Annotated in this window: 13 protein-coding genes, 1 tRNA gene and 1 riboswitch; of the genes, 10 read left to right on the top strand and 4 right to left on the bottom strand. The window is 49.3% G+C overall.

Annotated features, from left to right (window positions below):
- The first annotated feature begins 3 nt into the window (after positions 1–3).
- Both PUP29_RS03570 and PUP29_RS03565 read left to right on the top strand, forming a co-directional pair.
- A complete protein-coding gene (locus PUP29_RS03570; RefSeq protein WP_079547190.1) occupies positions 4–510 on the top strand; it encodes a flavin reductase family protein in 507 nt (168 codons plus the stop codon).
- Positions 511–734: 224 nt separating this feature from the next.
- Positions 735–2,093, top strand: coding sequence for a sodium-dependent transporter (locus PUP29_RS03565; protein WP_079547191.1), 1,359 nt, complete (start codon positions 735–737; stop codon positions 2,091–2,093).
- Between the two features lie 88 nt (positions 2,094–2,181).
- On the opposite strand, the gene PUP29_RS03560 is transcribed toward PUP29_RS03565, so the two are convergent.
- Positions 2,182–2,403 carry a hypothetical protein gene (locus tag PUP29_RS03560; protein WP_353423852.1) on the bottom strand — a complete coding sequence of 74 codons (222 nt, stop codon included), beginning with the start codon at positions 2,401–2,403 and terminating at the stop codon, positions 2,182–2,184.
- A gap of 132 nt (positions 2,404–2,535) precedes the next feature.
- Between PUP29_RS03560 and PUP29_RS03555 the strand changes: the two genes are divergently transcribed.
- The gene (locus tag PUP29_RS03555) at positions 2,536–2,787 is read left to right on the top strand and encodes a helix-turn-helix domain-containing protein (protein ID WP_353423851.1); all 252 of its coding nucleotides are present in this window, start codon (positions 2,536–2,538) and stop codon (positions 2,785–2,787) included.
- Positions 2,788–2,992: 205 nt separating this feature from the next.
- Here PUP29_RS03555 and PUP29_RS03550 read toward each other — a convergent pair.
- From PUP29_RS03550 to PUP29_RS03540, 3 genes are all read right to left on the bottom strand, one after another.
- Positions 2,993–3,076 (bottom strand) — tRNA-Leu (locus PUP29_RS03550).
- A 75-nt stretch (positions 3,077–3,151) separates the two neighbouring features.
- Positions 3,152–4,366 carry a hypothetical protein gene (locus tag PUP29_RS03545; protein ID WP_079547194.1) on the bottom strand — a complete coding sequence of 405 codons (1,215 nt, stop codon included), beginning with the start codon at positions 4,364–4,366 and terminating at the stop codon, positions 3,152–3,154.
- A 99-nt stretch (positions 4,367–4,465) separates the two neighbouring features.
- Positions 4,466–5,884 carry an alanine/glycine:cation symporter family protein gene (locus PUP29_RS03540; protein ID WP_434542803.1) on the bottom strand — a complete coding sequence of 473 codons (1,419 nt, stop codon included), beginning with the start codon at positions 5,882–5,884 and terminating at the stop codon, positions 4,466–4,468.
- A 132-nt stretch (positions 5,885–6,016) separates the two neighbouring features.
- Positions 6,017–6,135, top strand: a riboswitch (FMN riboswitch).
- Positions 6,136–6,200: 65 nt separating this feature from the next.
- Between PUP29_RS03540 and PUP29_RS03535 the strand changes: the two genes are divergently transcribed.
- The 7 genes from PUP29_RS03535 (at position 6,201) to malQ (ending at position 11,891) form a co-directional block, all read left to right on the top strand.
- Positions 6,201–6,788: an ECF transporter S component gene (locus PUP29_RS03535; protein ID WP_079547195.1), complete on the top strand. Its 588-nt coding sequence runs from the start codon at positions 6,201–6,203 to the stop codon at positions 6,786–6,788.
- A gap of 105 nt (positions 6,789–6,893) precedes the next feature.
- Entirely contained in the window at positions 6,894–7,319 is a 426-nt protein-coding gene (tsaE, locus tag PUP29_RS03530; RefSeq protein WP_079547867.1) for a tRNA (adenosine(37)-N6)-threonylcarbamoyltransferase complex ATPase subunit type 1 TsaE, read from the top strand.
- The gene (tsaB, locus tag PUP29_RS03525) at positions 7,316–7,990 is read left to right on the top strand and encodes a tRNA (adenosine(37)-N6)-threonylcarbamoyltransferase complex dimerization subunit type 1 TsaB (RefSeq protein ID WP_353423849.1); all 675 of its coding nucleotides are present in this window, start codon (positions 7,316–7,318) and stop codon (positions 7,988–7,990) included. The genes tsaE and tsaB overlap by 4 nt, the downstream gene beginning before the upstream one ends.
- Positions 7,987–8,463 (top strand): ribosomal protein S18-alanine N-acetyltransferase, encoded by a 477-nt coding sequence (gene rimI / locus PUP29_RS03520; RefSeq protein ID WP_353423848.1) that lies wholly within the window; start codon positions 7,987–7,989, stop codon positions 8,461–8,463. The genes tsaB and rimI overlap by 4 nt, the downstream gene beginning before the upstream one ends.
- Before the next feature lie 46 nt (positions 8,464–8,509).
- A complete protein-coding gene (locus PUP29_RS03515) occupies positions 8,510–9,730 on the top strand; it encodes an NADP-dependent isocitrate dehydrogenase (protein ID WP_353423847.1) in 1,221 nt (406 codons plus the stop codon).
- Positions 9,730–10,233: an SEC-C metal-binding domain-containing protein gene (locus tag PUP29_RS03510; RefSeq protein WP_079547198.1), complete on the top strand. Its 504-nt coding sequence runs from the start codon at positions 9,730–9,732 to the stop codon at positions 10,231–10,233. Before PUP29_RS03515 ends, PUP29_RS03510 begins: the two co-directional genes overlap by 1 nt.
- 197 nt (positions 10,234–10,430) lie before the next feature.
- On the top strand, positions 10,431–11,891 hold the full coding sequence (malQ, locus tag PUP29_RS03505) for a 4-alpha-glucanotransferase (RefSeq protein WP_353423846.1): 1,461 nt from the start codon (positions 10,431–10,433) through the stop codon (positions 11,889–11,891).
- Positions 11,892–11,903 lie beyond the last annotated feature (12 nt).

Here is an 11,903-nt window from a genome sequence, read left to right as displayed (position 1 = left end):
AAAATGACAGATTTTAAAGAGTTTGAACTAACAGAGTGGAAAGAAAATCCTTTCCAGTCGATCGGAAAAGACTGGATGCTCGTCACGGCTGAGAGCGAAGGGAGAGTAAACGCAATGACGGCCTCGTGGGGTGGCCTCGGCGTTATGTGGGGAAAAAACGTGGCTTTCGTCGTGATACGTCCCCAACGCTATACAAAAGAATTTATAGATATGACCGATCATTTTTCGCTCGCATTCATGGATGAGAGCTACCGTAAGACGCTGAATTATTTCGGAACAGTATCGGGCAGGGATGAAGATAAGGTAAAAATCTCCGGCCTTACGGTCATACATGAAGAGAAAACGCCCTGCTTTGCAGAGGCAAAGACAATTCTTATATGCCGTAAGCTTTATGCGCAGGAGTATGCTCCGGAATGCTTTCTCGATAAGGAGCCGGATCAGAAATGGTATCCGGATAAGGATTATCACACGCTGTATATTGCCGAGATCGTCAAGGCGCTAAGAAAATAACAAACAGGCGGAAAAATCCGGCGGGCATCTTTGCCCGCCGGATTTTTGCTGCGCTTTGTTCCGATAGGAAAGGCGGAATGTGGCAGAGGAAGAACGGCATCTAAAAGATAAGGAAAATATATAAATTATAATATTATGATTTAAGGATTCCTTTTAGAGCAAGAGTATAGTAAAATATTTTGAGACGATTGTAGATTCATAAAATTGATAATGGGGTATTGGTCGTGGAAAAACGGAGTCTGTTTTCAAGTAAAATCGGGTTTGTATTGGCTGCTGCCGGTTCGGCGGTAGGATTAGGGAATATTTGGCGTTTCCCTTATCTCGCTGCAAAATATGGCGGCGGGATATTTTTGTTAGTATATATTATTCTGGTATTGACATTTGGGTTTACACTGATGGTCACAGAAATCGCTTTAGGCCGGAAAACGGGCCTGTCCGTTATTGGAGCATACCGTGCGCTAAATAAGAAGTGGGCTTTCTTGGGTGTGCTTTCGGCCGTCGTTCCTATTATCATTGTGCCGTACTATAGCGTGATAGGCGGTTGGGTAACGAAATATTTTGCGGATTTTATTTCCGGCGCGGGAACGGCGACTGCAGGAGACGGATATTTCAATGCTTTCGTCAGCAGCGAATGGACGCCTTTATTTTGGTTTGCGGTGTTTATCGCGGCGACTTTCGTGATCGTATTTATGGGGGTGGAAAAAGGCATCGAAAAAGCGAGCAAGATATTGATGCCTGTATTGATCGGCCTTACGGTCGCGATCACGATCTATTCCCTTACGCTTCCCGGCGCGGGCGCAGGCGTAGCTTATTACTTTATGCCGGACTTTTCCAAGTTTTCCGCGGAAACGGTGCTTGCCGCGATGGGGCAAATGTTCTATTCCATGTCTCTTGCCATGGGCATTATGGTCACGTACGGTTCTTATATGAATAAAAAGCAGGACCTCGAACAATCTGTAAAACAGATCGAAATATTTGATACGGGCGTAGCGATCCTTGCCGGGCTGATGATCGTTCCGGCTGTTTTCGTGTTTTCCGGCGGTGACGAAGCGGCACTGTCTACAGGACCATCCCTGATGTTCCAGACAATGCCAAAGGTATTCGGCAGCATGGGCGAAGCCGGAAACATTGTAGGCGCGGCATTCTTTCTGATGGTTCTTTTCGCAGCCCTCACCTCTTCCATCTCCCTGATGGAGACAGTGGTTTCCATCTTCAAGGACAAATTTAAAATATCCCGTAAAAGATCGTGCTTTATTTCGCTTGCGATCATTGTCGCACTGGCGATCCCATCCTCTCTTGGCTTTGGCATGTGGGATCATATCACGTGGAATGGAATGACGATACTGGATATGTTTGACTTTACAAGCAATTCCGTTATCATGCCGATCGTTGCAATGCTGACCTGTATCTTTGTGGGCTATGTCATCAAGCCGAAAGCGATCATTGGGGAAGTGGAGCTGTCCTCTCAATTCAAGCGGCGGAAAATGTATCGGGTGTTTATCAAATACATCGCGCCGTTTATTATGGCGGCGATCCTGATTTGCTCCGTATTACAGGGTATTGGCGTTATGCCCGCTTTCTAAACGGGATAACGGTATGTATAAAAGGTTCGATCAAAATATCCGCATAGAAAATATGCGGATATTTTTTATCTTCATAATATGGAGCGGACTAATGGGCCAGTATGATCTCAGTGCTGTCAAAGCCGTCGATAAAAAGAACACGCTGCCCGCCGCGCTTTACCCATGTGCCTTGCATAGAACCGCTGTATGTCCATGTACCGTCGGAACGGATAGACAGCTCGCTGGTATGGAATGGGGCGTTTATATGGCCACAGGCCAATATAAACAGACAGATAACGACGGTCACTGCAAGCAGGATTATTTTTTTCATACTAATTGCTCCTTTGGTGATCCAATGATATTGAAAGCCGGAACAGCACGGGCAGTAAATATCCAAAATGATTTTAGTACAAATATTTACTAAAGTCAACAGTAAATATATTTACTACCTTATGATAGGAGCATGAATAGAAGAAACACGATGAACGAGCTGCCCGGATATATCAAAAGACTGCGGGATCTTAGAGAAGATTGTGATCTGACACAGGCTCAGGTCGCGCAGAAGCTTGGCACTTCACAAACTATGTATGCACGATATGAACGCGGGGCCAATGAACTGCCGGTACGTCATCTGATTACTTTGTGTCGTCTGTATCATGAATCTGCAGATCATATTTTAGGCTTGGATGAATCTAAAAAGGCAGGAGATATTTAATCGGAAAATACCGCTCATAGACCGTCTGCCGCCTTTGTATTATGTTTGATACAGAACAGCTTTTGAAGCAGGGGAAGAAAACGGAGTAACAAGAAAGGGCGGGGGCGAAAGCTCCCGCCAATTTGTTTATAAAAAAAGTGTGGTCAAAAGCGTGGTCAACGAGAAAATAAAAAGCCTTTAAACCGCATGGTTAAAGGCTTTTTATTGGTGCGGTAGATGGGACTTGAACCCATACGTCATGGACACACGCCCCTCAAACGTGCCTGTCTGCCTATTCCAGCACTACCGCGAGCAACACAAAATATTATAGTATACGAACTGCATGAAGTCAAGGATAGAACCTGTTTTTTTTACAAAAACAGGACTATTTTTTCTTCCGGCCATACCGCTCTACGCGCGAGCCGACTTTGGGACGGGAAAAATCGCGAGAGGGAGAGGGAATAGAATCGTGTTCGGAAAACGCAGCGTCTTGCTCCTCCGGCTCGGTCGGAACAGGATTGGCAGCGGACGCTTCCTCTATCCGTACCTCTGTCTGCCGTGTGCGGCGGGATAAAGCTTCCTCCGCGATCGTAGGACGGGTGATTGCCGAAGCCGGCATATTATCACTGAGGGCATCTGTGCCGCCCTCATCTGCAGGCTCCTCTGTGGTGGCATTTTCTCTGTCCTCTTCATATCCATCCATTTTATCCCGTCTGCGCCGGGCAGCGATCAAAATAATAATGATGATGACAAGAGCGGCAACGATACACGCTCCGGCAACGTAGATCGGAAAATAAGGATCGTTATAGTATGCATAGGAAAGACGCTCGCTGAAATTGCGGAAAAACTGTGAAGCGCCGCCGGAGACTGTCGAGACCGTGACCTTAGGGCCGGCTTCATCGGAAGAGACCGGCAGCGGAGAAACGGAAAGTGCATCACTTTTCAGAGAAGACGGAGATGCGGCGGGGGAAACGACCGGAGTACTATCAAAACGCAAAGTTGCTAAAACATTTTCAGCCTGTTCAAGGGCAATACCCGTACCGTCGTTTTTATAGCGCAGCGTGATAGAAAATAGGCAGTTATTATCAGCGGCGAGATAAAGAACAGTCGTGTAAGGGTCTTCCGTCTGACCGCCCAACACATCGTCGGTAAGGCGGCCTGTCAACACAAGCGCAGTTTTTCCGGCTAAGGAAGCGATATCGTCCGCCCCGAATGCGTAAAGAGAACCATATTCTGCTTTTTTGCTTTGAGAGAGCAGATCTATCTGCTCGTCGGAAAGCTCAGACAAATCGGTGATGTTTTTCCCGGAAAGCTCAGGAAGAACAGTCTCAAGCGAAACAGCTGTCATATCGAGCGAGTAGGAAAGTCTGAGATTTTCATAAGCTGCCAGCAGAAAACAAGCCGGAGGATTTTTAGACTGCGCAACAGTAAGGAGATCTTCCGGCATATTTGAACTTTCCTGCGTATAGTAGTAGGTATCTGACCCTTCCGGGAGATCGATGCTGTAACGGTAGGTTTCGTCTGAGTAAGATACGGCCAATGCCGGCGCGGCGGTAAACAGAACCAATAGAAACATCACGAACGGCAGAATTCTTTTCAAAATAACTCCTCCCAGAAGCGGCTATGATTTGTTATTATATAATAACAGCGGATAATTTTCAATGAACGGTGCCTTTGCGCGCACAGACGGAAAAGCGCATTATTTTATGCGTTGTTTTTGCGCTGCTTTGCTTGGCTTTAAAAATCTCCGGTCAAAATCGTCCGTCTGTTTAACGATCACATTGCTGAGCACGAGCAGGCAGATAAGGTTCGGGATCGCCATAAGGCCGTTTGCCGTATCCGAAAAATCCCATACGATCTCAAGCGTCGTGATCGCGCCGACAAAAATGAAGCACGCAAAGATAACGCGGTAAACATAGCGCGCTTTAACGGAATGCGTAAGATATTCAAGGCTCTTTTCCCCATAATAGCTCCAGCCGAGAATGGTAGAAAAAGCAAAGAGGATCAGGCCGATCGTTACGATATAGCTTCCTGCTGGCCCCATGACGCTGCCAAAGGCCGCGATGGTAAGGGAAGCGCCGGTGACGAGCTCTCCCGCTGCATCAAGGGTGCCGAGCACACCGGAGCTTGCAATGGCAAAACCAGTCAATGTACAGACGATGAGCGTATCGAAAAATGTCCCTGTCATGTTGATATAGCCCTGACGGCACGGATGGTCTGTTTTAGCGGCTGCAGCGGCGATCGGCGCGCTCCCGAGGCCAGCCTCATTCGAAAAGACGCCGCGGGCAACGCCGAAGCGAAGCGCGCTTGCAAAAGTAAAGCCGGCGACGCCGCCGAGCACCGACGTGGGCGCGAAAGCGCTGCTTAGGATCTGGCCGATCCCAGACGGCAGCGCGTCAAGATTGGACAGAATAATGATCAGACAGCCTGCGGCATAGAAGACAGCCATAACTGGAACGACCTTGGCCGACACTTTCCCGATGGATTGGATACCGCCGAGCAATACGACGCCGACCAATACGGCGATAACGATTCCCGTGATCCATGTTGGAACATGGAAAGTTCCGGAAACTGCATCTGCAATGGAATTGATCTGGGTCAGATTTCCGATCCCGAACGACGCGATCACGGCAAATACCGCGAATGCACCTGCAAGCGCGGTTCCGAGCCATTTGATCTTGAAGCCGTTTTTGATGGAAAACATAGGACCGCCCGACATTTCTCCGCGCTGGTCCTTCTCGCGGTAATATACGGCAAGGACCGATTCCCCATATTTGGTCGCAAGGCCGAACAGGGCGGATATCCACATCCAGAAGAGTGCGCCGGGTCCGCCGAGCGTCATTGCAGTCGCTACGCCCACGATGTTTCCGGTCCCGATCGTAGCGGCAAGAGCTGTCATAAGCGATTGAAAGGGAGAAATATCACCCGCATCGGTATTATGCTCTTTTTTAATGCTGTGTTTGGAAAAGACCTGCCCCAGAGCATAGCCAAGATTGCGCAGCGGACGGAACTTTAAACGGATCATCAGAAAAACGCCCGTGCCGACAAGCAGAACGAGCATAACGGGCCCCCAAACAAAATCGTTTACGCTGCCGAGTATCCCGGAAAAAGAGGACATAAACGCTTCCATAACATACCTCAAAGATTTTTTAGATAGATACTTCCTTATATTAAACAAAAAGGGAATCCATGTCAAATAACGGGATTGACAGGAGAAAGAGGAAAGCATATAATAGATACCGAAAAGTGAATGAGTCTTCGGGGCAGGGTGAGATTCCCTACCGGCAGTAAAGCCTGCGAACTCCTGTAAGGAGCCGATGCGGTGGAATTCCGCAGCCGACAGTATAGTCTGGATGAGAGAAGAAAAATATGGTCGCATATGATTTCCGGGGATTTCGATTCACGGAAATTTTTTATGTGGAGGTATTGATCTCATGAACACTTTAGCAAAGCCGCGTTTTACGACGCGCAGCATCACATCCATCGCGGTCATGGCGGCGTTATCCGTCGTATTGGTGGCCCTGATCCATATCCCGATGTTCCTGCCGTTTCTTGAATACGATCCGGCGGATATCCCGATCTTCATTACGACCTTTGCGTTCGGGCCGTTCGTCGGCTTTATTCTTACGGTCATCGTTGCGGTCCTTCAGGGGATTACGGTAAGCGCCTCGGCTGGCCCTATAGGGATCATGATGCATATCGTTGCGACAGGCGTTTTTGTGATCGTGGCGGGGAATATCTATAAAAGGAACAAGACGCGCAAAAATGCGGCGGTGGCGCTGGCCGTCGGCGTCGTTGCATGGACGGCGGTCATGGTCGTATGGAACATCATTGTAACGCCTCTTTATATGGGAGTTCCGCGTGAACAGGTGATCGAGCTGGTCGTTCCTGCGATTCTGCCGTTCAACCTGATCAAGGCGGGCATCAATTCGGTGCTGACATTCGCGCTTTACAAGACGGTAGGACGTTTATTCGGGCTGAAAGAAGTAAAAAGCGTGCGAGAGTGCCCGGCAGAAAAATAGGTGTGCGCAGGTGTGGATTTCGTGCAGAAACCTTGCAAAAACGGCTGTTTTCCTTTATAATAAAAAAATGTGCAACGCACATAAGAGATGAGGAAACAGGCGCAAATGCAGGAATTTTTCAGCGACAGCGAACTTAAAACAAAAGAATTTGCAAAAAAGCTGGCTTCCCATCTGGTTCAAGGCAGCTTTCTTGCCGTTTATGGGGAACTTGGCGCAGGAAAGACCGCCTTTGTACAGGGCCTCGCTGAGGGGCTCGGCGTGCGGGAGAGCGTCGTAAGCCCTACCTATACAATACTTAGGGTGTATGAAAGCGGACGGCTTCCCCTATACCACTTTGATATTTACCGTGTGGAAGACGAGGACGAGCTTTACGAGACCGGCTTTGAGGAATATGCTGCCGGAGACGGCATCTGTGTGTGCGAATGGGCCGACCTGATACCGGAAGCGCTTCCGGCGCCGCGGCTCGATATCAGTATTGTAAGAACAGGAGATGCCGGACGGCATATAACCGTGCGGGAGGTAGAAAAGTGAGACTGCTTGGGATAGATACAACGGGCAATACGCTTTCCGCCGCCGTTATGGAAAACGGGAGAGTGCTTTCCGAATTTTATATCGACGCGGGGAAAAAGCATTCCGAAACGCTGATGCCCGCGGTTGACGGAGCGCTGCGCGCGGCAGGATATGGAGCGGCGGATATGGACGCTTTTGCGGTAGCCTGCGGCCCCGGCTCTTTTACGGGCATACGGATCGGCACCGCGGCCTGCGCGGCCATGGCTCATGGGGCAGGGAAGCCCGTGATCGCGGTCAACACGCTGGAGGCGCTCATTGAAAATGCGGGAGCGGAGGAACGGCCCGTCTGTGCGGCAATGGATGCACGGAGGGGCGAAGTCTATACGATGACGAAGCATAATGGCAGAGTGCTTGTGGCGGAACGTGCGGTACCGCTTACGGTGTTGCTGGATCAGCTGCTTCCGGAAGGGCCGGTGGTATTCGTGGGAGACGCGGCCGAGCGGTTCCGCGAGGAAATAGCCGCACACAGGCCGGACAGTGTGTTCCTGCCGCAGCAGTTCCTGCTGCAGCATGCTTCTTCCGTATGCGCGGCTGCTGAAAAAATATATGTGCAGGGCGGCCTGCTTAAATATGATGAATTAGAGCCCCATTATCTGCGGGAAAGTCAGGCGGAAAGGCTGAAGAAACGTTGAGAGCTTTAAGCGATGTAGTGATTCGGCGTGCGGAGCGCGGCGATCTGGAAGATATCCATTACTGTGAGAACAGCAGCTTTGACCTCCCGTGGTCTTATGCCATGCTGTATGACGATATCATCGAAAACGATAATACGGTCTATCTTGTCGTAGAAAAGGACGGAACGATCATAGGATATGGCGGCATGTGGATCATTCTTGACGAGGCGCATATCACGAACGTATGTATCCTGCCCGCTTATCGGGGAAGAGGTTATGCCTACGCTCTGATGAAAGAATTGAACCGCGCCGCAAAGGAGCACGGAGCGGACGCGATGTCGCTGGAAGTCAGAGTGTCGAACAAGGCGGCGCTCAGGTTATATAAAAAATGCGGTTTTTCGATCCACGGGATTCGAAAACGGTATTATTCCAACAATGGGGAAGACGCGTATGTTATGTGGACGGAACGCGGCCCGGGATTGGAAGCTCTGTAGGCAATCGCACGGAGTGTGTGAAAATAAGATTTCAGGAGGAAAGGATATGCAGAAAATAAAAATGCCGGTGCCCCTTGTCGAAATGGATGGGGATGAAATGACAAGGATTATATGGGATATGATCAAGCAGGACCTGCTTTTGCCATATATTGAACTGAATACGGAATATTACGACCTTGGGCTGCCCTACCGGGACGAAACGGACGATAAGGTAACCTATGACGCCGCCAATGCGATCAAAAAGTATGGCGTAGGCGTAAAATGTGCTACAATCACCCCGAATGCGCAGCGTGTAGAGGAATACGGCCTGAAAGAGATGTATAAGAGCCCGAACGGTACGATTCGTGCGCTTCTTGACGGTACGGTGTTCCGCGCGCCCATTGTAGTAGACGGTATTTCTCCGTCCGTAAAAACATGGAAAAAGCCCATCACGATCGCGCGTCACGCGTATGGCGACGTATACCGCAACACCGAGTACCGCGTACCGGCAAACACAAAATTTGAAATGCTGTTTACGGCACAGGATGGAACGGAAACCAAGCTTCCCGTGTTTGATTACGAGGGCGGCGGCGTTGCACAGGGCATGTACAATACGGATAAATCCATCGGCAGCTTTGCACGCAGCTGTTTCAATTATGCACTTGATACGAAACAGGACCTTTGGTTTGCGACCAAAGATACGATCTCCAAGATCTATGACCATACGTTCAAGGATATTTTCCAAGAGATCTATGATGCGGAATATAAAGAGCGGTTCGAAGCGCTTGGCATTGAATATTTCTATACGCTGATCGACGATGCGGTGGCCCGCGTGATCCGGTCGGAGGGCGGCTATATCTGGGCGTGCAAAAATTATGACGGAGATGTCATGAGCGATATGGTGGCAACGGCATTCGGCAGTCTTGCCATGATGACGTCCGTGCTCGTTTCGCCGGACGGTAACTATGAATATGAAGCGGCACATGGTACGGTCACGCGTCATTATTACAGGCATCAGGCAGGAGAGGAGACGTCTACAAACTCTATGGCCACGATCTTCGCATGGTCGGGCGCACTGAAAAAGCGCGGGGAGATGGACAAAAACGAGGCTCTCGTGAAGTTTGCAGATGCGCTTGAGCGGGCGTCGATCCGCACGATCGAAGAGGGCGTGATGACCAAAGACCTTGCCCTCCTGTGGGAAAAAGGAGAAAAAACGGTCGTGAATACGCACGATTTTATCCGGGAGATCGCAAAACGGCTCGACAGGGAGCTTGAGGAGGTGCTGTAATGGCTTTATATGAACAGTGGAAAAACCTTGCGCAGATGGCGCAGACTCCGGCGCAGCAGCAGGCATTCTGGGACGATTATTTTTCGGCGGAGACAGACGTTTATGAAAAAATTCTGGAAGATACGTCCGTTTCATACGAAGGCGCTTTGAAGGACGTGGCGGAAAAGGTCGGAATGGAGCCGGTCGTTTTCTGCGGATTTATCGATGGTATCAATACGAGCCTTAAAGAGGAGATCGACCTTGACGCACTGGAGGAAGATACGCCTATCAAGCTGGATATCGACTTTGAAAAGCTATATTTCAATATGCATGAGGCAAAGGCAAAATGGTTATACACACTGCCCCAGTGGGACGGTGTGCTTTCCGCAGAGCGGAGAAACGAGATCACGCGGGAATGGCGCGCTTCCAAGCAGGCTGTGAGCGAAAAAACAGTCGGGCGGAACGACCCGTGTCCATGTGGCTCCGGAAAGAAATATAAAAAATGCTGCGGCAAAAATGTGTAAGAAAAAAATGCCTTTCCGCATGAGTGGAAAGGCATTTTTGCAATAGAGCGGCGAAAATGCCGGGAAAATGTTGTTTGCGAAGCGTCAGAAGCACCGATATAAAGTAGACGGCGGTAAAGTATATTCGACAAAGATATATACTTTTAAGACAAAAAAATATATAATAAAGGTGTAATGAATTTGACGGAGACAAATCTATGAAACGGGGAAGCGGGATACTGCTGCACATATCATCCTTACCATCTCCTTATGGGATCGGAACGCTGGGAAAGGCGGCCTATGATTTCGTAGACAGGCTTCATGCGGCAAAACAATCCTATTGGCAGGTTCTCCCCTGTACGCCTACGGGCTATGCAGACAGCCCCTATTCCGGCACGAGCGCTTTTGCCTATAATCCATATTTTATTGATTTCGATCTTTTGGAAGAAGACGGCCTGCTGCGCAAAAGCGATTACGAGGCGCTCAACTTTGGAAAGGATGAATCCAGCGTAGATTATGAGGCGCTTTTCCAGCTAAAGCACGGCGTATTGGAAAAAGCCTATGAGCGCGGGATAGAGAAATATGCGCATGAATTTTCCGCTTTTAAATATGAAAATGCAGGATGGCTTTTTGACTACGCGCTATTTGTCGTCTTGAAAAAGCATTTCCATTATTTGCCTTATGGGCAGTGGGCGCCGGATATCGTAGAGCGTGAACCGGCGGCGATCATGGAGCTGACACAGCGATATAACAGGGAGATCGAAGCGATCCAGTTCACGCAGTTTTTATATGAGCGTCAATGGTTTGCCTTGAAAGAATATGCGAATAAAAATGGGATACAGATGATTGGAGATATCCCGATTTATGTGGCGCTCGATTCTGCGGAAACATGGGCGCATCCCGAATATTTTTTGAAGGATGGAAGCGTTGCGGGAACGCCGCCCGACTATTTCTGTGACGAGGGTCAGCTTTGGGGCAATCCATTATATGACTGGGACTATATGCGTGAGCATCATTATGAATGGTGGGTACGGCGCATGAAACGCAGCCTGCATTTATATGATATCCTGCGGATCGACCATTTCAGAGGCTTTGAGGCTTATTTCAAGATCCCCAAAGGCGGCGTTCCGAAAGATGGAGAATGGGTAAAAGGACCGGGCGGCGCACTCTTCGATGCGATAAAAACGGCGCTCCCTATGCCGCCGATCATTGCGGAGGACCTTGGGGCAATAGACGATGCAGTCAGAGGATTCCTCGATTATTGCGGCTTTCCGGGATTAAAAGTGCTCCAGTTTGCGTTTGACGAACGAAACAGCGATTATCTGCCGCACAATTACCCGCGTAACAGTGTAGTCTATACAGGTACACACGACAACGATACGACGCTCCATTGGTTCAAAACGAGTCCGCCGGAAACGAAGCGCTTTTTGGCAGGCTATATTGGAAAAGCGACGGAGAAAAATGTGGTGCGCAAGCTGATTCGTCTCGCCATGATGAGCGTCGCGGACATTTCCATCATTCCCATGCAGGACATATTGGAGCTTGATGGGGAAGCGCGTATGAACTATCCGTCAAAGGCTCTTGGAAATTGGAAATGGCGTATGAAAAAGGGTGCGTTTGACAAAGAAAAAATAGACTGGCTGCGTTCCGTAACGGAGATCTATGGCCGGGCGGAATAAGATATTGTGTGA

Origin of the sequence: Christensenella massiliensis (genome assembly GCF_040409835.1) — a bacterium.
Classification (GTDB): Bacteria; Bacillota; Clostridia; order Christensenellales; family Christensenellaceae; genus Christensenella; species Christensenella massiliensis.
Note: the sequence above shows the minus strand (reverse complement) of the source record. Positions and strands in the feature narration are given on the sequence as shown.

Bases quoted from the DNA above. Each gene is read 5' to 3' on its own strand.
- malQ (WP_353423846.1), top strand. From the start codon at position 10,431: ATGAAACGGGGAAGCGGGATACTGCTGCACATATCATCCTTACCATCT.
- PUP29_RS03570 (WP_079547190.1), top strand. From the start codon at position 4: ATGACAGATTTTAAAGAGTTTGAACTAACAGAGTGGAAAGAAAATCCT.
- PUP29_RS03510 (WP_079547198.1), top strand. From the start codon at position 9,730: ATGGCTTTATATGAACAGTGGAAAAACCTTGCGCAGATGGCGCAGACT.
- PUP29_RS03560 (WP_353423852.1), bottom strand. From the start codon at position 2,403: ATGAAAAAAATAATCCTGCTTGCAGTGACCGTCGTTATCTGTCTGTTT.
- tsaE (WP_079547867.1), top strand. From the start codon at position 6,894: ATGCAGGAATTTTTCAGCGACAGCGAACTTAAAACAAAAGAATTTGCA.
- PUP29_RS03515 (WP_353423847.1), top strand. From the start codon at position 8,510: ATGCAGAAAATAAAAATGCCGGTGCCCCTTGTCGAAATGGATGGGGAT.
- PUP29_RS03535 (WP_079547195.1), top strand. From the start codon at position 6,201: ATGAACACTTTAGCAAAGCCGCGTTTTACGACGCGCAGCATCACATCC.
- PUP29_RS03555 (WP_353423851.1), top strand. From the start codon at position 2,536: ATGAATAGAAGAAACACGATGAACGAGCTGCCCGGATATATCAAAAGA.
- PUP29_RS03540 (WP_434542803.1), bottom strand. From the start codon at position 5,884: ATGTCCTCTTTTTCCGGGATACTCGGCAGCGTAAACGATTTTGTTTGG.